The organism is Chitinophaga horti (genome assembly GCF_022867795.2).
Taxonomy (GTDB): Bacteria; Bacteroidota; Bacteroidia; order Chitinophagales; family Chitinophagaceae; genus Chitinophaga; species Chitinophaga horti.
The window spans coordinates 2395803-2418816 of sequence record NZ_CP107006.1; the positions used below are offsets into that span (position 1 = coordinate 2395803).

16 protein-coding genes are annotated in these 23014 nt (G+C 50.5%); 2 read left to right on the forward strand and 14 right to left on the reverse strand.

Annotated features, from left to right (window positions below):
- Positions 1 to 205: 205 nt before the first annotated feature.
- The gene (locus MKQ68_RS09775; RefSeq protein ID WP_264283129.1) at positions 206 to 2584 is read left to right on the forward strand and encodes an ABC transporter permease; all 2379 of its coding nucleotides are present in this window, start codon (positions 206 to 208) and stop codon (positions 2582 to 2584) included.
- Here MKQ68_RS09775 and MKQ68_RS09780 read toward each other — a convergent pair whose 3' ends face one another.
- From MKQ68_RS09780 to MKQ68_RS09835, 12 genes are all read right to left on the reverse strand, one after another.
- Complete coding sequence (locus MKQ68_RS09780) at positions 2585 to 3058, reverse strand: DUF983 domain-containing protein (protein ID WP_264283130.1); 474 nt, start codon at positions 3056 to 3058, stop codon at positions 2585 to 2587.
- Positions 3059 to 3070: 12 nt separating this feature from the next.
- Positions 3071 to 3955: an AraC family transcriptional regulator gene (locus tag MKQ68_RS09785; protein WP_264283131.1), complete on the reverse strand. Its 885-nt coding sequence runs from the start codon at positions 3953 to 3955 to the stop codon at positions 3071 to 3073.
- A gap of 237 nt (positions 3956 to 4192) precedes the next feature.
- Positions 4193 to 5332, reverse strand: a complete 1140-nt coding sequence (locus MKQ68_RS09790; RefSeq protein WP_244839183.1) for an AhpC/TSA family protein — start codon at positions 5330 to 5332, stop codon at positions 4193 to 4195.
- 8 nt (positions 5333 to 5340) lie between these two features.
- Positions 5341 to 6480, reverse strand: a complete 1140-nt coding sequence (locus MKQ68_RS09795; RefSeq protein WP_264283132.1) for a TlpA disulfide reductase family protein — start codon at positions 6478 to 6480, stop codon at positions 5341 to 5343.
- 11 nt (positions 6481 to 6491) lie between these two features.
- A complete protein-coding gene (locus MKQ68_RS09800) occupies positions 6492 to 7760 on the reverse strand; it encodes a hypothetical protein (protein ID WP_264283133.1) in 1269 nt (422 codons plus the stop codon).
- A gap of 18 nt (positions 7761 to 7778) precedes the next feature.
- On the reverse strand, positions 7779 to 9329 hold the full coding sequence (locus MKQ68_RS09805; RefSeq protein ID WP_264283134.1) for a RagB/SusD family nutrient uptake outer membrane protein: 1551 nt from the start codon (positions 9327 to 9329) through the stop codon (positions 7779 to 7781).
- Between the two features lie 11 nt (positions 9330 to 9340).
- Positions 9341 to 12868 carry a SusC/RagA family TonB-linked outer membrane protein gene (locus MKQ68_RS09810; RefSeq protein WP_264283135.1) on the reverse strand — a complete coding sequence of 1176 codons (3528 nt, stop codon included), beginning with the start codon at positions 12866 to 12868 and terminating at the stop codon, positions 9341 to 9343.
- Positions 12869 to 12971: 103 nt separating this feature from the next.
- Positions 12972 to 14114, reverse strand: a complete 1143-nt coding sequence (locus MKQ68_RS09815; protein ID WP_264283136.1) for a FecR family protein — start codon at positions 14112 to 14114, stop codon at positions 12972 to 12974.
- Between the two features lie 105 nt (positions 14115 to 14219).
- Positions 14220 to 14798 carry an RNA polymerase sigma factor gene (locus tag MKQ68_RS09820; RefSeq protein WP_244839170.1) on the reverse strand — a complete coding sequence of 193 codons (579 nt, stop codon included), beginning with the start codon at positions 14796 to 14798 and terminating at the stop codon, positions 14220 to 14222.
- A gap of 53 nt (positions 14799 to 14851) precedes the next feature.
- The gene (locus MKQ68_RS09825; protein ID WP_264283137.1) at positions 14852 to 15427 is read right to left on the reverse strand and encodes a TonB-dependent siderophore receptor; all 576 of its coding nucleotides are present in this window, start codon (positions 15425 to 15427) and stop codon (positions 14852 to 14854) included.
- On the reverse strand, positions 15424 to 16269 hold the full coding sequence (locus MKQ68_RS09830; RefSeq protein WP_264283138.1) for a TonB-dependent receptor: 846 nt from the start codon (positions 16267 to 16269) through the stop codon (positions 15424 to 15426). Before MKQ68_RS09830 ends, MKQ68_RS09825 begins: the two co-directional genes overlap by 4 nt.
- A 5-nt stretch (positions 16270 to 16274) precedes the next feature.
- The gene (locus MKQ68_RS09835; protein WP_264283139.1) at positions 16275 to 17264 is read right to left on the reverse strand and encodes a TonB-dependent receptor; all 990 of its coding nucleotides are present in this window, start codon (positions 17262 to 17264) and stop codon (positions 16275 to 16277) included.
- A gap of 209 nt (positions 17265 to 17473) precedes the next feature.
- Here MKQ68_RS09835 and MKQ68_RS09840 point away from each other — a divergent pair, with 209 nt between their 5' ends.
- On the forward strand, positions 17474 to 20887 hold the full coding sequence (locus MKQ68_RS09840) for a HEAT repeat domain-containing protein (RefSeq protein WP_264283140.1): 3414 nt from the start codon (positions 17474 to 17476) through the stop codon (positions 20885 to 20887).
- Positions 20888 to 21426: 539 nt separating this feature from the next.
- Here the strand turns inward: MKQ68_RS09840 and MKQ68_RS09845 are convergent.
- Together MKQ68_RS09845 and MKQ68_RS09850 are read right to left on the reverse strand one after the other, a co-directional pair.
- Positions 21427 to 22299 carry a hypothetical protein gene (locus tag MKQ68_RS09845; protein ID WP_264283141.1) on the reverse strand — a complete coding sequence of 291 codons (873 nt, stop codon included), beginning with the start codon at positions 22297 to 22299 and terminating at the stop codon, positions 21427 to 21429.
- Between the two features lie 317 nt (positions 22300 to 22616).
- Positions 22617 to 22985 (reverse strand): hypothetical protein, encoded by a 369-nt coding sequence (locus tag MKQ68_RS09850; protein WP_264283142.1) that lies wholly within the window; start codon positions 22983 to 22985, stop codon positions 22617 to 22619.
- Positions 22986 to 23014: the final 29 nt, after the last annotated feature.

Here is a 23014-nt window from a genome sequence, read left to right on the forward strand (position 1 = left end):
CACGGATTGTCAATCAATTACAGCTGGCTACTCCAATGAGTAGTACAAGCATTTCTACAGTTTTGACGGTCGCCTGCACCTTTCCGGACGATGCACTGTATCAAAACCGGACACATAAACATTTTGAGAATACATAATCAATTCACATATTGAGCTGCGATTTCATGGCATCGTTCTGGACGCCTTACGCGCAACCTCTATCACTATGCTAAAGAACTACCTGAAAATAGCCTGGCGCAACCTGGTAAAAAACAGAACTTACTCCGCCATCAATATCGGCGGCTTTGCAGTCGGTATGGCCGTAGCCATCCTCATCGCCTTCTGGATATGGGATGAACTGTCGTACAATAAACATTTTAAAAATTACGATCGCATCGGGCAGATCATGTTGCGTGGCGACGGAGATGATGAAGTGTTTGTGAACGTAGCTATGCCCGCTACCCTGGCTCCGGAACTTGAAAGCAATTATTCGGCAGACTTCGAGCAGGTAGTGATGAACTGCGAAGGCGTACACACGCTGAATGCCGGCGACAATAAGATATCCGCCAAAGGCGCTTTTATGAGTAAAGGTGCGCCGGACATGTTATCGCTGGACATGATCAGTGGTGGCAGGAACGGCTTGTCCGAGCCGGCCTCTATCCTATTATCCGAATCGCTGGCGAAGGCGTTGTTTCAAGACCAGTCGCCGATGGGTAAAGTTGTAAAAATCGCGAACCGTGTACCCGTTAAGGTGAGCGGTGTATATAAGGACCTTCCGCAGAATACAGACTTCAGCAGTGCAAAGTTCATCATGCCCTGGGAGCTGGCGCTGGCCGAGTGGGATTGGATAAGGTCGAATAAAGACAACTGGAATTTCTTTTCCTTCGGTGCATATGTGATGCTGAAACCTAATTCCACCTTCGCTGCGGCGGAAGCGCGCATTAAAGGTATTCCCTTACAACATTACCCCGAGGCGGTCGACCGTCATCCCGAAATGTTCATTCACCCCATGAGCCGCTGGCGCCTGTATTCGAACTTCGAGAACGGGCACAGTGTAGGCGGCCATATCAAGTTTGTGAAATTGTATGGCGTGATCGGCTTCTTTGTGTTGCTACTGGCCTGCATCAACTTTATGAACCTGAGCACCGCCCGTTCCGAGAAACGTGCAAAAGAAGTAGGCATCCGTAAAGCAATTGGCTCCCTGCGTGTGCAACTGGTGAACCAGTTCTTCGCGGAGTCGGTGTTGGTGGCGATGCTCGCGTTAGTGTTGGCGATATTACTGGTGCAATTACTGCTCCCCTGGTTTAATACGGTAGCTAATAAAGAAATGCATATCCTGTGGAGCAACCCGCTGTTCTGGCTGGCTACACTGGGCTTTGCGCTTTTTGCGGGGATTATCGCCGGCAGTTACCCGGCTGCGTACCTCTCCTCTTTTCAGCCAGTAAAAGTTTTGAAAGGCACTTTTCGTGCGGGGCGTTTTGCGACCACGCCACGTAAGATATTGGTAGTGGTGCAATTCGTGATCTCTGTCATGCTGGTTACCGGTGCCATTACCGTGGGCAGGCAGATCGACTATGCGAAAGACCGGCCAGTGGGTTATAACCGCAATGGCCTGGTGTCGGTACAAATGACAACGCCGCAGATCTATCAAAAATATGAAACCATTCGTTCGGAGCTCCTCCATTCCGGTGCAGCCTTAGCCGTATGCCAATCGCAAGGGCCGTTAACAGATGTTTGGTCTGGCACATCCTCCGTAAGCTGGCCCGGTAAAAATCCTGATACAGAAGCCTCCATCGCTATCGTGGGTGCGAGAGATGACTATGGGAAAACGGTGGGCTGGCGCGTATTAGAGGGCAGTGATTTCGATCCTCACTCCATACCAGATTCAAACAGGGTGTTACTGAACGAAAGCGCCGTCGCGTACATGGGACTCAAAAATCCGGTGGGCACCGTCATTCAATGGGGTGGCGAAGATTTTGAAGTGAAAGGTGTCGTGAAAGACATGATCATGACATCGCCTTATGAAGATGTGAGGCCGAGTATTTTCTACATCCTGCGGGAGTCGGGTAACTTCGTGAACCTGCGTATAGCACCCTCCAAAAGCACGTCGCAAGCCATGGAACAGATCAGCGCCATCTTTAAAAAGTATAATCCTGCAGCGCCGTTCGAGTACACCTTCGTGAGTGAAGATTACAAGAAGAAGTTTGCAGATGAGGAGCGCATTGCGCAACTCACCAATTTCATCACGGCCCTCGCCATCCTCATCAGCTGCCTGGGTCTGTTTGGGCTCGCGTCATTCATGGCGGAGAAACGTACAAAAGAGATTGGCATCCGTAAAATACTCGGCGCGCCCGTTGCGCACTTATGGGGATTACTGTCACGCGAGTTCGTAGTACTCGTGGGTATTTCCTGCATACTGGCGATGCCTATTGCCTGGTATGTGCTAAGTAACTGGCTGCAGCAGTTCACCTATCGCATTAGCATGCAATGGTGGATCTTTGCTGCCGCAGCGATCGGCGCGCTGGCCCTTACCCTGTTTACGGTTAGCACCCAAACGATCAAAGCCGCATTATCTAATCCTGTAAACAGTTTACGCAGGGATTAGTTACCAGGCGTTTTTATAATCATTGTTGACACGCTCTGGTTCGGCAGCCGGCTGCTCGCGCCATTTGGGATTATAGCCTACAAAAAAGCTGATCCAGATGGCGCGGGCCAGCCGCATTAACAGGGGTTGCAGCGCGACGAGCACTACGCCATTTGCGACGAGCCAGTAGATGAAACGATTGTCGTACAAGCCCATCCCTATAGTTAACCACCAGGCCACAAGCGTAGCCGCACTAATGGCGACAGACAATGCATAACTCACATAGCCGGAACCGTAATAAAACCCTACTTCCAGGTCGAACTGCTGCCCGCAAACGGGACAAGTATCATTCATCTTCATGGTGCTCTTCAGGTGATAGGGATTGCTGTCGGCAAACATATTACCCTTTCTGCAACGCGGACATTTGCAGGCAAAAACCTTGAAATAGCTGGGCCGTTTGGGGGCTTTATCAGCCGCCATCAGATTAGTATCCATCTCTGTAAATTTTTATGCTTTTAGAATGTGTTTCCTGAACTCGTCGGGTGTTTGGCCGGTATACTTTTTAAAAAACCGGTTGAAGTAAGAATTGTCCTGGAAGTTGAGGTCGTAGGCTACTTCGGTAACGCTCATGCGCGCATTGGCCAATAAACGACGGGCCTCCAGCAGTACACGGTCGCGGATCAATTCGCCCGCTGTTTTCCCGATCAGGTCCTGGCAAAGCGCATTGAGGTGATTCGGCGTAACGTACAGCAGGTCTGCATACTCTTTGGGCAATCGCAGCGAACGGTAATGCGTATCGATCAGTTTACGAAACCCCCTCAGCAACACTAATTTCTGCTGCGGCACGCCGGCATGCTGCCTGTCAGCCAATGCATCATCGACCACCAGGAACACCTGCAACAGTAATACCCGTACCATATCTGCATGCCTGCGCATGTCGGCAGCATACTGTAACAGTTGTTCGAAGATATGCGTAATCGTTTTTACGACTTCCTGCGGCAGCTGGCATACGCCCTCCTCGCTGATGCCACTGAAAAAGCTGAACCGTTCGAGGTAACCTGTCTGCTGCAGGAACGGTTTAAACAGTGCTTCCGTGAAGTTGACGATGTAACCATTCATGTTGCCTGCAAAGTTCCAGCCGTGCACTTGTCCGGGCGCCATGAAGTAAAACTGGCCCTCCTGCACATCGAACTGAGAAAAGTCGATGGTGTGCGTTCCACGACCTTCGGTAAATAATACCAGGTGATAAAACGCGTGGCGGTGCGGAAAATGCAGGTGGCCGAGGTGTTTGTCGAGGTAATCTGGCAGGCGGTCAACCAGGAAATCGTCATTCCCCTCGTGCTGGTTGCCGAGGCTGCAGATGTCGTAAACTGGTATCTTTTCCTTTGCCATGATAGCACAAAGGTACAGGTAAATGATGCCCGGGGCGTGACATTTTTTGGGGTATTTATGGTACTATTTACTGATTGGCATTTTTCCGTGCTGTCATCATACGTTCGCAGACGAGGTCGAAGTGTAAAAAAGGGCTGACCCAAAAGTATTGGTCAGCCCTGATTTATTCGGGTTTTTCATCGTTTAAGCGATGCTCAAAGTCTTTATTTACTTTGATAAGCCCCCGGACATGATTCGTTAATTATTTCCCTTCCCGAATAACTCTTCCAGCTTCTTCTCCAGCGGACTGTTACCACCGGGATCGAAACCTACTTCTTTCAAAAGGATCTTTCCATTCGGATCTACCAGGAAAGTCGTGGGCACGCCCGTTACCGCAAAACCGCTGGAAGAAATGCCTTTCGTGTCCAGCGTTTGCAGCCAGGGCAGCTGCTGGTCTTTCAGGCCCTGTAGCCACGCGCTTTTGTCTTTATCGATGGAAATGCTGTAGATCTCAAACTTTTCGCCTTTGTACTTCGCGTACACCTCTTTCATGTGCGGGAACGACTGTTTACACGGGCCACACCAGCTGGCCCAGAAGTCGATCACTACATATTTGCCTTTCAGGGATGCGAAGCTGAACGGTTTATCCAGCTCATTGTTCAGGGTGAAATTATCCACCTTGCTGCCAATGGCCGATTTCTTCAGCCCCGTAAGGAAGCCGGCGATGCTTTTGGCTTCTTCTGTTTTGCGCAGGTTAGGAGACAACAGCGCGTACATTTTTTCTACCTCTGCCGGCGGCACACTGCTTTTAATGCCCGTTAACGCATACACGGAAGCATAAGAATCCGGATGTTCTTTGATGAACGTGCCTACCAGCAAGGCCGAGCGGCGTTCGATCTCCTCGCTTTGTGCCTTACGCGCTTCTGCATTCTGCGGACCCTGTTTATACCAATCCGCCCCGTATTTGGCGCTGATGCCGCGGTTCACTTCCGCGTACATTTCATTCTGTCTGCGACGCAGTTCACCATAAGCGGTGGGCGTTTTAAGACCACCCACTTTCATACTGGCGAGTCCTTTGGTGATGTCGCCCTCCGAGAGCGTCACCGTGCCCGGCTCGTCGATCAGCAGCGGGAATGGCTGGTACATACGTTTCACGGCTTTATCATACTCCGTGTAAAACATCGGCATGAACGGCTTTTCATAAGGAAGCGTGAAGGTAAAGTTGCCGTCGGTCATTACAGCCGAGTCCTGCTTGACGCCGGTGCCGTAGATGAACACTTTATTATGGCCGCGGGTATCGCCGTTAAATTTGCCGCTGATAACGACCGTTTTAACGCCCTGTGCCAGCGCGGTACCGCTTATGAGCAGTAGTCCCAGCGCGAATGTTTGTCTTTTCATGGATATTATTATTTCAGTGCTTTAGCGAGTTTTTCTTCCAGGTCTTTGCCACGCATGTTGGCTGCGATGATCTTTCCTTCCGGATCGATGAGCCAGTTTTGCGGCACAGCGCGTACGTTGTACAATTTGGCCACCACATTATCCCAGCCTAACAGATCACTTACGTGCAGCCATGGTAAACCATCATCCTGGATGGCCTTCAGCCAGGCAGCCTTATCTTTATCCAGCGACACGGCCAGTATCTCAAAGTTCTTACCTTTAAATTTATCGTACGCCAGCTTCACGTTCGGGTTTTCTGCCCTGCAGGGGCCACACCAGCTGGCCCAGAAGTCGATCAGCACATACTTACCACGCAGGGAGGCCAGTGAGAAAGGCTTTCCATCCGTGTCGTTCTGCGTAAATGCTGGTGCAACGGCGCCTAATGAAGTCGTGTAAGCTGCCGCCAGCCTTTCTTCAAACTTCTTACCGTCAGGCGAGTTGCGCAAGTGTGCGGACAGCTGTTTATACTGTGCCTCCGTAGTTTTCGGATCGCTGATGATGCTTTTACCCGTAAGTACATTAAAACTTACCCAGCTGTTAGGATGCGATTTAACGAAAGCCGTTTCGATGGGCCCCGTCTCTTTCAGCGTGGCCAGCAGCTTATCGTACAACGCTTTATACTCCGCGCTTTCACGGTCCTTTGCGAAAGGAGCCATTTCTGCGTTGATGGCCGTGAGTTTGTCAACTACAGGCTTCTTCGCCAGGTTCAGGGCTTCAAAATCCTTCTGGGCAGCCGAGCCTTCGATCTTAGCCTCTTTAATTGTCGCACCCCTGAGGCTGATCTTACCTTCATCCAGGTAGAAAGGCGTGCCATCGCGACCGAGGATTTCGCCGCCGTAACCCATTCCCATCGCCATACGGGGATTCGCGCTTGACTTAAGTATCATGACGATCGCCTGTACCGGCTTGTCTATCTTACCCGCGAAGTGAAAAACGCCGGATTGCAGCGCCGTAGTATCCGACACGCGTTTACCGCCTGCGCTGTAGCTCAATATCACCTTCGCTGGTTCGCCGATGTCGTTGATCTTACCGTCGAGCGTAAAACTTTTGTCTTGTGCTGTGGCGGCCAATGGAAGCAGGCCGCCGAGCAGGAATATCATTCTTTTCATGCTGAAATAATTTACTGGTTTTTACTATTCATACGACCCGGGCAACGAGCCATCACCGCTCGGAGGCGTGTCACCTGGTCGGCAGTTAAAGAGGTTAATAATGTTGGATAACGAATATCGTCCATCGCGTTGTCTGTAATATACTTATCGCCGTCTGTACTCACTTTTGTGGCGAAGGAGTAACTGTTACGGGCATCCTGGCCGTCGAACTTACGTGTATCGAAGCAATAATCAGAATACAGCCTGGTGTTGGTATACACCGGCGTGTAAAGGCCATAAAACATCCCGATGAAGCGGAACGCCTCTACCTTCCTTTCAAAACCCGGGAAGAACACCGTACGTGGCAGCGCGGCGCAGGCACTGGCATAGGCAAGCGTAAAATCGTTCGTGCCGGTAGCAATGCCTGCTATACCCAGGATCAGCGACTCACCCTGCGCAGGTGGCAATTGTTTTGCGGGATAAGCGGTACTCAACGCCGAGTTGGGGCCGTAAGGCAACACATGGATGTTGAGATAATTATTCGGGTTCCAGATGTAAGTGGCGGTAGTGGCATTAATCGTAGCGATATAATCGTTCAGTGCAAAACTGGTCGCTAACGGATTCACCTTAATATTATCACTGTAAGTGATCCTGTTATACCCGGGCTGCGCCAATGCAAGTCCGGCCGCATTCTTCGCAGCCAGGCGGAACTCGATGTTCGCAGAAGCCCCGTTCGGACTATGCCCAACTTTATTGTTTACCACCTGGTTGATGTAGTCGATCGTTTCCTGCAGCTTTTCGTAAGGCACCGGCTGGTAAGACGACGGATCATACGTGGTGTGTGCCGTATTCAATTCCCACACATGAAAAATCACATCTACATACACCTTCGGCGGAAGCGCCGGTATAGCGCGCAGTGCAACCGGTTCTGTCGCAGATTTCACACCACCCAGTTCCGCATGAAACTTCACCGTATCGAAAGGGATCGTTGTGGTGGAATAGCGCATGCCCACTTCTGTACCAGAGCGCTCTTCCATGATCTTGAGTGAACCGGATGGCAGTTGACGGTAGTCGATGAACAACATAGAATCCTTACCGCTGTTGAGGCGCACGCGCCGGTAAGCTTCCACGATAAAATCGAGGCGCGCCTGTCCATCGGCGATGAGCATTTTATCGGTGGCAGAGAGGTACACAGAATCTACATCGTCCAGCACCGGTTTGTACATCTGGTAGTTAAAGCCATCTTCTTTACACGAAACGAACGTCACGAAGGCTAAAAGAGATATGATAAGATATTTCATAAAGTTCCTTTTTAAAGATTAGTATTCAATGGGAATCCAGCCATCATTAGGCACCAGCGCCGGGTTTTCCTGCACTTCCGTTTGCGGGATAGGCAACGCGTACTGGTACGCGTCCGGGGCTACCGTGATGTCGTAAGGCTTTTGAAAGAATACCATTTTACGGTTCAGCGTTTTGTTGCGGTAACGTTTCAGGTCGAGCCAGCGTTTATCGCTATCACCAAAAAACTCTTTACGACGTTCGTTGATGATCTCCTGCAGCAGCGCATCTCCCGTAAGACCAGTAGCCGTACCCGCGTTACGGAAGGCTTTGAACTGGTTAAGCGTTGTAACCGCATCCCCCGTTTCATTCAGTCGAAACTGCGCTTCGGCGAGTAACAGGTAACCTTCTTCCGGTTTAAAGATGCAGGAGTTGCCTGGCTTACGCGTACCGTTCGCAGAACCATCTGTAGGCCAGCCCCAGTTGAGCGTTCTGCCTGCAACGCCCACCTTACCACCTGCGCGGCTGGGGTCCATGTTAAAGAATAAGGCAATGCGCACATCGCCCGGTGTAAAGAGCGCTGCAAAGTCCTGTGCCAGTGGAATGTTTTCTGGTCCATAGGTGCCTGGGCTCAGGTATTGGAAGTTTGCACCGTAAATGAAGCTAATACCGCCCTGTGTGTTGTTTTCGCCACAAAGCGCCGGGTAGTTCGGATCTTTACCGGTATAGGCATTGTGAAAACCTGTAACAGTAGTAGGAATGGCTGCGCCCGCACCATCGATGGCCGCAGTAGCGTGTTTCTTTACATTCGCATAATCGCTGCTTTCTTTCGCCGGCGATTCTGCTTTAAACCAATATACCTGGGCCAGCAGGTGATTGAGGTAACGCTTGTTGTAAAATACATTATACCCCACCAGCGGCGCCGAACGATCGATCATCTCCATAGCGGCATGCAGATCGTCAAGGATCGTTTTGTACACTTCTGCATGCGTTTTACGTGGCACGCTGATACCCAGGCTGCTTTTGCCTGTATGCAGGTAAACAGGAATACCCTGCTCTGCTTTGTGATAAGGTGCAAAGTATTGCAGCAGTTTAAAGAAGTAGTAGGCCCTGTGTGCCTTCATTTCACCGAGCAGCTGATCTCGCTGTTGCTGTGTACCATCGGTGATCTCATCCATCTGATCGATGAGTGCATTCATGAAACCGATGATGCTGTAGTTGTTCGTCCACAACGTAGTCGGCACGCTGAAGTTGTTCCAGAGCAACACATCTGCATAACCCTGTTCCAGTTTAAGGTGGTAGTTATTCGGCTGAAGATAGGTTTGCGTGAGCGCCAGTTCGAAGTCGATATTATCAGAATAAGATTCAAACAAGGTGTTAGCAGCGGCGGGGGCAACCGGCATAATGCCGCCGTAAAGGCTGCTCATCCTCAGTTCCGCCACACTACGAAGGTAGTTGGCCAGCAATGACTTTGCATCGCCGATCGTAGAAACGGTGCGTTGGTTCTTGGGCGCCAGGTCCAGGAAGTTTTTACAACCGGGTGTGCTGATCGTTCCGGCGGCTACCAATATTATTGCGAGTAATTTTTTCATGTTGATCCCATTTAGAAGCCAAGAGTCAGAGATAAGGTGTAAGTACGGGTATTCGGGTAACCGAACGGCGTTTGTGTTTCCGCATCGGTACCGCTGTACGGACTCAATGCAAACAGGTTGCCTGCTACCAGTGTCGCCTTGGCAGTTTTAAGCGCCGAACGTGACAACAAGGTGCGTGGTGCGCGCCATGAAAGTGCGAGTTCGTTACACTTCAGGTAACGGCCACTCTCTACGTCGGTCGATATCAGGTACCTGGTATAACTGCTGGCAGTCGTACGGTACAAAGGAATATCCGTAATATCACCCGCCTGCCGCCAGCGGTTCAGGTTATTTTTGAGACGGTTGATGCGGCTGGCCGCCAGGTCGCTGGTACCAATGTTATTCGGCCCTTCCCTCCTGTCCTGGAAACTCATGATCTGGTTGCCACCGGCAAACACGAAGTTGCTCGTCAACTCGATCGACTTCCAGGTTAAACGCGTATTGAATCCGCCGTAAAACTTGGGATCACGCTGGCCAAGGAAATAAGGGCGATAAAGGGTTGTCATATCGGCCACACTCGTACGGCTCAGGTCTACTTCGGCATCTGTATAAGTGCTTTGTATCTTACCATCTACCATAGTATTGTTGATCTTTTGCGCCAGTACGATCATGCTGCCATTCTCCGGGTTGATGTGAGAGAACTTGTAGCCATACCAGCTATTCACCGGGTAGCCCTGGATGTTGGATGTATAGAGGTTGGCCAAAGTAGGCATCGTTTTCTCGAACACATCGTCGAGGTTATTCGCCACACGGGCCACGTTACCACCTACTTCCCACAGCCAGTCTTTGTTTTTGATCACCTCTACGCGCACACTCACTTCCATCCCTTTATTAGATAAGGAACCTACATTCACCGTGGTGGACGGGCGACCTACGGAAGGCGGTATTTTGGTATCATCCAGCAAGTCGATCACCTTCTCGCGGAAGTAACGCCATTCGGTATTGATACGGCCGTTGAATAACGACAGTTCCATTCCCAGGTTGGTTTCTGCTTTCTTTTCCCATTTGATAACCGGGTTGCCATACGAAAAACCCGATGCAACCGGCGTGCTGGCGTATACGAACGTGCCCAGCGTGTAAGTATGGAAAGGTAGTACCCGGCGGTTGATGCTGCCGCGATAACCGTAACCGGCAGACAATACAAGCCTGCTGATGATAGATCCGTGCTCCGCCAGGAACTTTTCATTATGTGCATTCCAGCGCACACCGGCAGACCATAACGGCGAGAACTGGTTATCGGAACCGATAATATCCACCCCATCGTAACGCACATTACCGTTAAATACATAACGGTTGTCGTAAGAATAAGCCAGTGATCCGATGAAAGAAGCACTCCTGTTTTCGCGGTTCACCGTGCCGCCAAATTTCTCCAGCGACAGCTGCATGAAACGCGTATCTGCCACGAGGTCCCAGCTGGGATAACCGGCAATCGCATATTCCTGCAGGTAAATCGGGTTAAAGTGATTGAACTGATCGTTTTTTACACCGCCAAATTCATTGGCAAAAAACGCCTGTACAAAGTGTTTACCACCAAAGGTGTGGCTATAGTCCAGCGTATTACGTACCGTGTAGTCGAACGTACGTCCGGTGCTTTCGCGAAGGAAACCGCGGTTGTATTCCGGCAGTACCGCACCACTGTTCATTGACGCAGTGTTGAGCCAGTTATTTACATAGGAACGATAGGTGCCGCCGAAAGATTCATCCTTATCGTGTACAGACGTGTAAGAAGCGGCCACGTTGCCCGTATATTTAAGCCCCTTGATGATGTCGTACTCCACCGCAAATTGTCCGCGAATGTTACCATAAATGTTCGTAAGGCGATTCTCCTTTAATTCACGGATCATGTTAAAAGTGGAATAGTACATTGTACTAAAGTTGCCGATGTCGTACGGGATGGGACGATAAGTCATGTCCCAGGCGTAGGAGCCGTCGGCGTTGTAAGCCTTTTCATATGGATTGGCAAACACGGCATACTCAAAAGGGTCGATGCTCATCGAGCTCGTGCTGGCCACTGCCTGTCCTTCCACGTTCTTTTTCAGGGTGGTGTATAAGTTTAGTTTGAAGAGCAGTTTATCTGTGGCGAAGCGGCTCAGTTTCATATTCAACCCACCTGTCTGGAAGCGGTTTTCGATCAGGCTGCCTTGCTGATCCTGGTAGTTGAAGCCGGCGTAGTAAGTCGTTTTGGTATTACCGCCGCTTAAGCTGATGTTGTGCGACTGGCTTTGCGCTACGCGATACAGTTCTTTTATCCAGTCCGTATTCGTGTTTTCCAGCTCCGCGATGCGCGCTTCCGCATCTGCATAACTGATGGCGCCTTTATCGGCCAGGCTCAGTAACTGGATAACGCGGCCGCCAGACTCATAAGGCGGATAGAAGTCGTCGCGGATACCCCGTTCGAAGGCTACTTTTTCTTTCGCATTCATGAAATTGAAGGTGTTACGCGGGCGCTCAGTAATGCCGTATTTGCCGGAGTAGTTTACATAATCATTACCCGCCTTACCGTTTTTTGTGGTGATCACGATTACGCCGTTGGCAGCACGGGAACCGTAGATAGAGGCGGCTGTTGCATCTTTCAGGATCGTGATCGTTTCAATATTTTCAGGAGGAATATTTCCGATACCATTGGTGATGAGAGAGTTCATGCTACCACTTACTTCGCCGGGCTGCAATGGCATACCATCCAGTACGTACAGTGGTTCTGCACTACCGGTGAGCGTGTTCACCCCACGAATGATGATTTGTCCGGTTTCGCCCGGGCGGCCAGACACGCTACGTACGTACACACCCGGCATACGTCCGGCCAGCGCCTTGTCTACCGTTGTAATACCGGCATTCTCGATATCTTTTCCTGTTACGGAAGATACCGAGCCTACCATGTTAGAACGACGCCTGTCCTGGTAACCGGTAGACACTACCGATACCGCATCCAGGTTATTGGCAGATGGCGCCAGTTTAATGGCGACGAGGCGCGTTACAGACGCTGCGGACAGGTCACGGGCCTGGTACCCGATGCTCGTCAGGCTCAGCATCGCCGTACTGTCGGCCTTGATGCGGAATTGCCCTTTTGCATCCGTCGACGTACCGCCTGAGCGGCCCAGGATGCGAATCGTTACACCGGGGATGGGCAGTCCGGCTTCATCGGTCACCGTTCCTACAATGTCCTTTTGCGGAACACGCGTAGTGTCTGCCACGGCAGGTGTCAGCGCCCGCTTACGACGGATGGTGATCGTTTTGTTCTCGATCGAATACTCCAGTTTCGGACCGGCGAACAGTTTGTCGAGGAACTCGTTCAGTGGTTCCTGTTTAGCGGAAATGGTCACCGGTGCTGCTTCCTTTACGAGCTGGCTGTTACTCATCACGAGATAACCGGTTTGTTTTTGCACTTCGGTGAGTACATCCTGTAAGGCGACCCTCGTTCCCGAAAAAGTAACGCGCTGGGCTACGGCGGCCGAACCGCATAGCAACGCACATGCACATAGCATGAAGGCAGTTAATCGCATAGTACAAAAATTGACTTTGGTTGGTAAATAATGGTCAATACAAGCCCTCGCGGGCCTTTTTAACGGTCCACAATATGTTTTTCTCTAAAGCAACGATTGCGTATTAACGTAACACGGATAGTTTCCGACCTTGTTCCAGCTTAACTTTTACATCCATTCCATCCAGGATGCTGATCACCTGTTGGAGACTTTGGTTTCTTTTCATCCGGCCCCATATCCTGATATCAGGGGCCCCTTGTTCATAAGTAACGGTCACATCGTACCATTTCGACAGCTGCCGCATGACGTCCGACAGCTTTGTATCGTTGAAGTCGAACTCCCCGTTCTTCCAGGCGATGGCGCGTACCGTATCTGCCTTTTGCACGGCGATTGAGCTCCCCTCCTGGTGCTGAGTAACGCCCTGCTGGCCCGGCTTCAACACCTTTCGCCCTTCGCTTGTTGTAACGGCTACTGCGCCTTGCAACAAAGTAGTGTATATATGTTCCTGGTCTGTATATGCATTTACATTAAATCGCGTGCCCAGCACCTCGATTGCCGTATGGCCGTTCGCCTCTACTAAAAACGGGCGTTGTGCATCGGGCGCAATTTCAAAATACGCTTCTCCGGTCACCTGCACCGTGCGGCTATCGCCCGTAAAGCGGCTCGGGAAGCGGAGCGACGAGGCGGCGTTCAGCCATACCATCGTACCATCTTCCAACATCACCTGGAACTCGCCGCCATTTGGCGTTACCAGCTGGTGATACTCCACGCCTTCGCTCATACCCGGTATATCACTATATACCAGCAATCCCTGGTGGTGCTGCACTTGTACATCGCCACCGCGTGTAAAAGCCGTATCGCTTTGTTTGTCCAGCGACAAGGTTTGACCGTTTGCAAGTACCAGTTTCGCTTTGGAGCTGCCTGGCAGTATTTCCTGTTGTGTCACCGCTACTGGTGCTTTCGGTTGCCTAGGCAGGTTTAGCCAGATGCCGGTGCCTGCCCCCACCACTACCAGTGCTACCGCCGCCACCTTGGCGATCAGGGCTTGTCTGCGACGCGCTTTCACGACCGGCGGCAGGTAAACCTGTTTTTTACGACTGGTGTTGTAGCCGGCAAACTGTTTCCATTCGCCTGCTGCCTGGTTTTCATTTACGAGTGATGCCACTGCTTTACGGTTAGCCTCACTGGCGGCCATCCAGGTTTCCAGCTCCTCCCGCTCATGCGGAGAGAGACTGCCCGAAAGGTAGCCAGGCATCAGTGATGCCATTCTTAAAGCCGTTTGTAATTCCCGATCATTCATAAATGAAATAAGCGTGTCTGTATATATAACAGAACTAAATTCCCTTTTTGGACAAATTTTTCGGATTTATTTTCAGCTGACCTGTAAAACGGCCAGCAGCAAGGTAAACGACCGGTAAGAAAGGTGTTTACGGAGGGATAAGAGCGCGCGCATCTTTTGTTTGTGTACGGTATTGATGGGCATGGATAGTTTCGCCGCGATCTCGTTGACGGTCAGTTCTTCTTTATAGGCCAGTTCCATGATGCGGCGGTACTTTTCCGGCAGCTGATCGATGGCCTGGTAAATTTCCCGCATTGCCTCTGCTTTAAAAATGGCGCTCAGTATCACTTCTTCGGATACCGGGACTACGTTCACCAGGGCTTCCTGTTGTTGCCGCTGGCGCTGCATCTTATCAAGCTGGTTTAAACTGGCATTGCGGGCACTTACGTACAAAAAGGACTTCAATGCGGGAAATGCAGGAAAGTCTGCCCGTTTGTCCCATACCGTCATCATCACCCCTTGTACTACCTCTTCCGCCGCAAACCGGTCTCCGATAAGTTTTTCGGCGAAGTAGCAAAGTGGTGCATAGAACTGGGCAAACAGGAGATTAAAGGCCGTCACATCACCAGCCTTCAGCCTGTTTAAAGGAAATATGTCATCCTTCATTTCCATATCTCGAACTTCGGTAACAAGATATAAAAAATTACGAGGATGACATAGCAGGGTTAAAACTTATACCCTAGGCTCACCGTAAAGTTCCTCGTCTTCTGTGGGTTCACGCTCCAGTAGCCGGTGTAGTAACGTTTGTTCGTAATATTGTTCAGGTTAAAATTCACGCGTACTTTGCTGCCATTGTAAAACAGGCCGCCGTTCAGCAGCGTATACTCCGGCAGGAAGAACTGACCCGTGGCACTATTGTCGATCACCAGGTATTCCCCCGCATAGTTACCGCCGAAGCCGGCGCCGAAATCCTTCAATTTGCCTTCATTAAACTTGTAGCTTAACCACAGGTTGGCCAGGTGTTTAGGACCCTGACCACCATACGCGCGGCCAGGTTCGGAGTAGAAGTCGGTTTTGTTGCCTTCCAGCACCTCTGATTCATTAAAGGCATAACCGGCAATAATATTGAAGCCGGGGGCCGGACTGGCATTGATATCAGCCTCAATACCGCGGCTGCGTACTTTACCGCCCTGCAGACTGTTATTAGGATTGCCTGTTTCCGGCACCACACGGTCACTCACGCGGATGTCGTACAAGGATACGGTGCCGAACAGCTTATCACCCAGTACGTTTACTTTCACACCCCCTCCCATTGATTTGCGTGTTCAGGTTTAAACGTGCGAAATTCGCCGGTAGGGTCGCCATTGTCGTCGTATAAGGCGGAAGGCGCCACGTTAATAAAGGCATTCATATAGCTGGCAAAGATGGAGACCTTGCCCACTACTGGCTGATACACCAGGCCAAACTTGGGCGATAACGCCCATTGATTAAAGTCGTCGGATTCGGCGTTGAAGTAGTCCGCACGAAGGCTCACCATGGCCATCAGGCCGGGGGTGATATTTAATACGTCGGATGCATATGCTGCGTAAGACGTGTTTTTGTTCGTGGCATTGTTTACACCGGAGCCAGCCAGCAGGTTGTCGATTGCTGCCATAGACAGGTCCACCGGTACAAAAGGGTCACCGGAACCTGGATCGGTATCAAGCACTTCGCCGGAAGGTTTTACGAGGCGACCGACTTCCCAGCCGGAGCCATTGTCGATATTAACACGGTGGTAAGCGTCGAGCCCTACCAGCAAACGGTTACGCATCTTACCGATCTTAAAGTCCCCGTTGAAGTTCTGCTGGATATCAGTTGTATTAGTAGTAAAATTCTCGTTATGGAACATCTGCGAGAAGTAATCGACCCCACCCAGGAAATCCCATATATAAGTGTAGATGCCATCCGATTTAATGCTCCCGCGTGACAACACCGTTTGCGACGTCCACTCCGGGGACAGTTTATACACCATTTGCGCCTGGAGGTTAAAACGCGGGTTACGAATCGTGACATCGTTGCTCGTAAACGAAGCTTTGTAGTTCAGTCCTAGTTCATCAATGTTCTTGAACGTGAGTGGCGTGGCGCGGTCGGAATGGAAGAACACCGGTGCTACCGCCTTTCTTCCTGCAGGATTTCCGTAAGTACCTGGAAGCTTAATTTGTCGTTCACCTCGTAATTGAGCGAAGGAGCGAAAAAGAGCGATTTCTTGAAACCCGCGTCCTGCCAGCTGTTTTCGCTGTGATAGGCCGCGTTTACCCGCAGGGCGATCTTTTCTTTTTTACTCAGCATCGTATTTACATCCGCCGTTACCCGGTTGAGGCCGAAGCTACCGGCATTGTAGCCGATTTCGCCACCGTATCCGAAGTAAGCTTTTTTAGTAATCGTGTTGATAATACCGCCATAGCTAAAAAAGCTACCGCCAAACAGCGTACCCGACGGGCCTTTCAGCACCTGTATCTCCTCCACATTGGCCGGATCGAGGTTGCCGGATACGAGACCGGGCAAACCATTGGTCAGGAAGGCCTGCGCATCAAATCCCCTTAAAGCGAAATATGTAGCACCATCACCCGCGCGGCCCGTAGACTCCCAGGTGCGCGTAATGCCCGGTACATTTCGCAAGGCATCATCGTAATTCGTTACGCCCTGCTGCTTCATCAGTTCGGCGGGCACGGAATTATACACCTGCGGATTTTCGAGATTAGTGAGCGGGATCTTCGCCACGATGGCGTTTACCTTATCATGATTGCGGCCCGTTACCGTCACCTCCTGCAATTGCGCGGCGCTGGCGGTAAGTATCAGATTGACCGTGGTCGTTTGTCCGCCCGTTACCGACACCGCCTGTTGCTGGCCGCCGACTTCTACAGAAGTTACTTTTAGCTGGTAGCTGCCCGGCTTTACGCCGCGGATAAGGTATTCTCCCTTTTCGTTGGTGTAGGCGCCCTTGCCCGTTTGCAGGAGTAACACCGTTACGTTCATGGCCGGCTGCCCGTCGCTGGTGGTCACTTGTCCGCGGATAGCACCGTTTTCGTTCCTGTTTTGGGCCAGCATCGCCACTGGTAAAAAGATCATCAAAATTGAAAGACGTACAATTTGTATCATGTTACTGAGGTTAAAATATCCGGTAAAGATGCGGCTTAGCGGCAGAAAGGGCTTACGCGATCCGGAAAAATGGTTACGGGATCAGGAAATTATTTGACCCGGTGTTGCGCAAAGTATTTTTCGCCGCCCGTCACGATTACTTCCATTTAAAAAAGTTTTATTATATCTTGATTGCCCTGTTAAGCTAGTTTGCAGCTAACCTCTTGAACATGAAAAAACTGATGGCATCAACCGCTACAATGAAAAAATTACTTCCCGCCTCCCTGCTCCTCGGCTTTATAGCCTGCCAGGAAGCAGCCGGCCCGACCGACAAACGAATCAGATCGTTCGACACCACGTTTACCGCTAAACTGGCAGATTCTATCCAGAAGGCCGTAAAACCGGTACTGGCAGAAGGTCTGGAGCTGAAACTGTGGGGCATCGACTCCCTGGTGATCTCTCCCATAGCTATTGATATAGATGATATGGGCCGCCTGTATTACACCACCACCAACAGGCAGAAACACTCTGAATTCGACATCCGCGGGCACCGTGACTGGGAAATTCCTTCCATCAGCCTGCAGACCGTGGAAGACCGCCGCTCCTTTTTACGTAAAGAGCTCAGTCCCGAAAACAGCGACAGGAACCGCTGGCTGGAAGACCTGAACGGCGATAGTTCCCACGACTGGCGCGATCTCACCATCGAGAAAGAGAACGTATATCGGCTGGAAGATAAAAACAACGACGGCGTGGCCGATATGGCCCAGCTCGTGGTAGACGACTTTAACGACGAAGTAACCGACGTGGCAGGCGGCGTACTGGCAGATGGAGACGACTTGTACGTAGCCGTGGCCCCCGACCTGTGGCGCATGAAAGATAAAAACCAAGATGGCATTGCCGACGAAAAGACCTCTATTTCCAGCGGTTATGCCGTACACATTGGCTTTAGCGGCCATGGTATGTCGGGCGTGGAAATGGGGCCTGACGGTAAGATCTACTGGCAGATCGGCGATATCGGCTTCAACGGCAAAGGCCCGAACGGCGAGAAGTACGAGCATCCGAACAGCGGTGTGGTGGTACGCTCTAACCCCGACGGCAGCGACTTTGAAGTATTTGCTTACGGTGTGCGCAATGTGCACGAGTTTAGCTTCGATGAATATGGCAACCTGATCAGCGAAGACAACGACGGCGACCACCCGGGCGAAAAAGAACGCCTGGTATACATCGTGAACGGCTCCGACGCCGGCTGGCGCTCCAACTGGCAATACGGCAAGTACCGCGACGAGCGTAACAACACCTATAAAGTATGGATGGACGAGAAAATGTACCTGCCCCGTTGGGACGGACAGGCAGCGTACATCACGCCATGTATTTCCAACTATGTAAGCGGTCCGGCAGGCCTGGTGTACAATCCAGGTACCGGGTTAGGTCCTGAATATAAAAACAACTTCTTTGTAGCCGAGTTCGTGGGAAATCCTTCCGGCTCCGGCGTACATGCTTTTAAGTTAAATCCGAAAGGCGCCAGCTTCGAACTGGGTGAAACCAAAAAGATCCTTGGCGGCGTGCTGCCTACCGGTATGGACTTCGGTCCGGACGGCGCCCTGTACATTGCTGACTGGATCGACGGCTGGGATACCCACAACTACGGCCGCATCTGGAAACTCGACAGCAAAGGCGCTGCAGCTACCGATATTCGCAAGCAAGTGAAATCGATGCTGGCAGAAGACTTTACCAAACGTAAAGAAGCCGAACTGGGCGATCTGCTGAAACACGACGACATGCGTATTCGTATGAAAGCTCAGTTTGAACTCGCGAAAAGAAAGAGCAGCAATACCTTCAAGGCCGCGCTGACCCAACGCACCCACCAACTCGCACGCGTACACGCCATCTGGGGCATTGCACAGCTGGGACGTAAAGACGCAGCACAAGCCGCCGTACTGTTGCCGATACTGAACGACAGCGATCCTGAGATCCGCGCCCAGGCCGCCAAATGGCTCGGTGATATACGTTACAAAGATGCAGGTAGTGCATTGCTTCCGTTACTGCAAGACACCTCAGCCCGCGTACGTTTCTTTGCAGCAGAAGCACTGGGCCGCATCCGGCACAAAGCCGCTGTACAGCCGATCATCGCAATGCTGGAAGCCAATAACGATGAGGATGCGTACTTACGGCATGCAGGCGCTGCTGCGTTGGCGAGCATCCATGACGTGGCACCCGTAGCCGCTTTATCCACTCACCCATCCCGCGCGTTGAGAATTGCCGCTGTAGTAGCATTAAGGAGGATGAGCGATCCTGCGGTAGCGAACTTCCTGTCCGACACTTCCGAGTTCGTCGTAACAGAAGCCGCCAGGGCCATCAACGATGATCTGTCGATCCCCGCTGCCCTGCCAGCACTCGCCAACATCCTGAATACTACACCGTTTAAAAACGAACCTCTCATCCGCCGCGCCATCAGTGCTAACCTGCGCGTGGGCAACGACAGTACCCTCCGTAACCTGGTAACCTACGCCCTGAAGAAAGATAACCCAGCCGCGATGCGCGCCGAAGCGGTGGACGTACTCGGCATTTGGACCAATCCTTCCGTACTGGACCGTGTAGATGGCAGGCTGCGTGGCCATGTGAGACGTGACGCCGAGCCGCTGATCAACACCTCTGGTGCTGCACTCACCGGCCTTTTGACAGACAAAGAGACCTCCGTAAGATTCGCTGCTGCCAAAGCGATCGGTCACATCAACCTGAAAGAATCTGCCCCACAACTACTGGCCGCGGTGAAAACAGATAAAGCTATCAACGTAAAAATTGAAGCCTTAAAATCTATCGTAACATTGAACGCTCCGCAGGCAGAACAAGCCATCAGCGCAGCATTATCCGATAAGGAAAAAGAAGTACGCGTAGCAGGCCTAGATCTGATGGAGAAAATGAGCATCTCCAAAGAAGTAATGGTAAAACTCCTGAACGACGTAATCGCCAACAGGACCACCGAAGAGAAACAGGCCGCCGTTACTGCGCTCGGCAAACTGCCTGTCGCTAACACACTGTCAAGCTTCGAAGCATTACTGGCTAAGATGGCCGCCGGCACCCTCAGTCCCGACATTTACCTCGAGTTAGGAGAAGCCATCGATAGCTCGAAATCCACTACCCTTGCTGCCCGTTACAAAGAGATCAGCAGTAAACTGTCGCCCGACGACCTGATGGCCTCTTACGCCAGCAGCCTGAACGGCGGTGATGCTGGTAAAGGACGACGCATCTTCTTCCAGAACCAGAGTGCGCAGTGTATTCGTTGCCACTCTTACGATGATAAAGGCGGTAACGCTGGTCCTCGTTTGAACGGTATTGCTGGTCGTATTTCGCGTGAGCAGATATTACAGGCGTTGATCAATCCGAGTGCGCGACTGGCACCTGGGTTTGGTATGGTTAGCCTGGAACTGAAGGATGGCAAGAAAGTATTCGGCACCATACAGGCGGAAGCGAAGAATAGCATTACGGTGAAGGAAGGCAACGATCCGGAGAAGACCTATGCTGCCGGGGATATTAAGACGAAGAAGTATGCGTTGTCGAGTATGCCGGATATGAAGACGATATTGTCGAAGAAGGAGATCAGGGATGTGGTGAGTTTCCTGGCGACGTTGAAGGAGGAGAATTAGTGGTTTAGTTTTTTAGATCCTATATCCGATATTGCCTGGCTGAGGTTGGGGGTGTTGGGTATAGGAATTTTTGTTTTGCTGAGTTCCGGTAGTATCGCCGCTAGCTCGGATCCAGGATATCGACCAGCCGGCCGTTCATCATTTGCACGGTGAATGGATCATGTGTTATTTTACAAAGATTCCCGAGGGTATCGAAAAGCTAAGAAATCACCAACTTCGAGGTCACGTACATAATAGTAAGTCCCTCCGTCCAGGTCGACCTCGTATACATCTGTTGCATTTAATACAGCGATATCGTCTTCGTTGATTAAGGACACAACTTTGTCCCATGCTTCATTTGGGCATTACCTGATGGAGAGATCGCCTACCTCACAATTTGCTATATCCGGCATCACTTTCTGGTCCGTCGCGAAATAATATCCTATCAGCACCCCGTACGCTATTTCCACAAAAAAGCGCTTCATACATTCCAGTGGACAGGTTAAATATGCGTACGCCTGACAACTTATAGGCGCATGCATTTTTATCTTCATAACGATTTAGCACCTCCGTTTCGTAGTATACCTTTCGATAGCTGGTATAGATCGGAGTCTGTAAGATTGATCGAAAACGAAATCAGCCCACGTTTCCATCGTCGTAACTTTTACTTTCTTCGTTCCAATACTACCGTTGACTGTTAGCTTATACAAACTTGTATTGGTAGCACCAATGCCTACGTTTCCGGTCTCATCAATTCGCATTCTTTCTGAGCCATTGTTCGTCGCGAACGATATGAAGCCACCCAAAATACTTCCTCCCCTATGAAATCGTATGGCGCTATTCAATGATCCATAGAACCTGTGCTCCAATGCGAAGGATGTTGTGCCTAATACCGTTGTGCTATAATTTTGGACACCTAGAAATGTTCCCGCACCCGAGGCATCACCTTCAGGCAATCTTCCTAAAACACTCGCTATGCTTTCTGAAACAGGTTTCGTCAAATCGAATAACGCCCTTGGTTCACCAGAACCTACACCGACTGAGCCATTGCCCGCGATTTTCATGCGCACTTCTGGCAGTTGGTAATTCGCAGTGGCGAACACTAAATTACCATACGGGTTTCCGTTAATATTTTCGCCTATTTGGGCCGCCATGTAGCCGATGCCTTTATAACCCGGGGCATTGGGAACCATCCAGCTAACGGACCCAACTGAACCGGCCGTGGTACTTCCAGTGCTCAGTATGAGATGACTCTGGCTATTAATTGCCGTTAATGGATTTACAATTTCCAGCACCCTGTTAGTTCCACCATGGAAGTAGGAGGACGGTGCTGATGTGCCTATACCTAGGTTTGTGTTTCCGAGGTTTGGGTCTTGTGCGTTGCAAACAATTGTCCATGACATTGCGAGGACAGGTAGTAATATGTATTTCATGGTACGAGATTGTAAAGCTAAAATACAAAGTAATACTCAAGGTCAACACTCAATACTTTTCAGCAGCAGTATATTCGAAGGCGATGTAATTGCAGCGCCTAATATTCAGTAAGCACCGCTGTATTCCATTGCTTCAAATAATTCAAATACTATGATGCCTTATAAACACCGCTAACCGTTCAATGCTAGGCACAAGTGTCACTTTTGTTCAGAATTGAATCGAGCCCGCCCTTTCCACATTTCTCTTCTACTAGACGTCGAAACTTACGCCTTCGAGTTTTCTAGGGATGTTGACAACCTTCAGAGCACTCTGTTTCCTAAAGGTATTTTGAATTTGGTTTAGTAAGCGGTTCCTTCAAGTGGATTAAGCAAAGCTTTGATATTTCACGAATCTTTTCCCAATTTTCCGAGGTGCACATTTCTAAAGCCTCTAGAGTATCAAAATCGGGATGGGCCAACGCCGAATTAATTAAGTTATTTAATCTTAGCAAATCCGGCATAACATCACAATTTATCCTTTTTGCCTCCAAAATTTGAGGCAATAAAATAAATGCATTTTGAAAACTGTCCAGTATTTCAAATGGCACATCAACGAACTCAGGGAAAAAATCCTTTTGTTCATCGAAGTCCAACGAAAGCAGTTTCAGAGACTCTGTTAAAATCTTGTAATACCTTTCTATCTCCATATCGTCTTTATTGTTTTGCTTCGAAACGT

What these genes read in the sequence shown, in the direction of transcription:
- MKQ68_RS09775 (WP_264283129.1), top strand. Translation starts at nt 206, where the DNA reads ATGCTAAAGAACTACCTGAAAATAGCCTGGCGCAACCTGGTAAAAAAC.
- MKQ68_RS09780 (WP_264283130.1), bottom strand. Translation starts at nt 3,058, where the DNA reads ATGGATACTAATCTGATGGCGGCTGATAAAGCCCCCAAACGGCCCAGC.
- MKQ68_RS09785 (WP_264283131.1), bottom strand. Translation starts at nt 3,955, where the DNA reads ATGGCAAAGGAAAAGATACCAGTTTACGACATCTGCAGCCTCGGCAAC.
- MKQ68_RS09790 (WP_244839183.1), bottom strand. Translation starts at nt 5,332, where the DNA reads ATGAAAAGACAAACATTCGCGCTGGGACTACTGCTCATAAGCGGTACC.
- MKQ68_RS09795 (WP_264283132.1), bottom strand. Translation starts at nt 6,480, where the DNA reads ATGAAAAGAATGATATTCCTGCTCGGCGGCCTGCTTCCATTGGCCGCC.
- MKQ68_RS09800 (WP_264283133.1), bottom strand. Translation starts at nt 7,760, where the DNA reads ATGAAATATCTTATCATATCTCTTTTAGCCTTCGTGACGTTCGTTTCG.
- MKQ68_RS09805 (WP_264283134.1), bottom strand. Translation starts at nt 9,329, where the DNA reads ATGAAAAAATTACTCGCAATAATATTGGTAGCCGCCGGAACGATCAGC.
- MKQ68_RS09810 (WP_264283135.1), bottom strand. Translation starts at nt 12,868, where the DNA reads ATGCGATTAACTGCCTTCATGCTATGTGCATGTGCGTTGCTATGCGGT.
- MKQ68_RS09815 (WP_264283136.1), bottom strand. Translation starts at nt 14,114, where the DNA reads ATGGCATCACTGATGCCTGGCTACCTTTCGGGCAGTCTCTCTCCGCAT.
- MKQ68_RS09820 (WP_244839170.1), bottom strand. Translation starts at nt 14,798, where the DNA reads ATGGAAATGAAGGATGACATATTTCCTTTAAACAGGCTGAAGGCTGGT.
- MKQ68_RS09835 (WP_264283139.1), bottom strand. Translation starts at nt 17,264, where the DNA reads ATGATACAAATTGTACGTCTTTCAATTTTGATGATCTTTTTACCAGTG.
- MKQ68_RS09840 (WP_264283140.1), top strand. Translation starts at nt 17,474, where the DNA reads ATGAAAAAACTGATGGCATCAACCGCTACAATGAAAAAATTACTTCCC.
- MKQ68_RS09845 (WP_264283141.1), bottom strand. Translation starts at nt 22,299, where the DNA reads ATGAAATACATATTACTACCTGTCCTCGCAATGTCATGGACAATTGTT.
- MKQ68_RS09850 (WP_264283142.1), bottom strand. Translation starts at nt 22,985, where the DNA reads ATGGAGATAGAAAGGTATTACAAGATTTTAACAGAGTCTCTGAAACTG.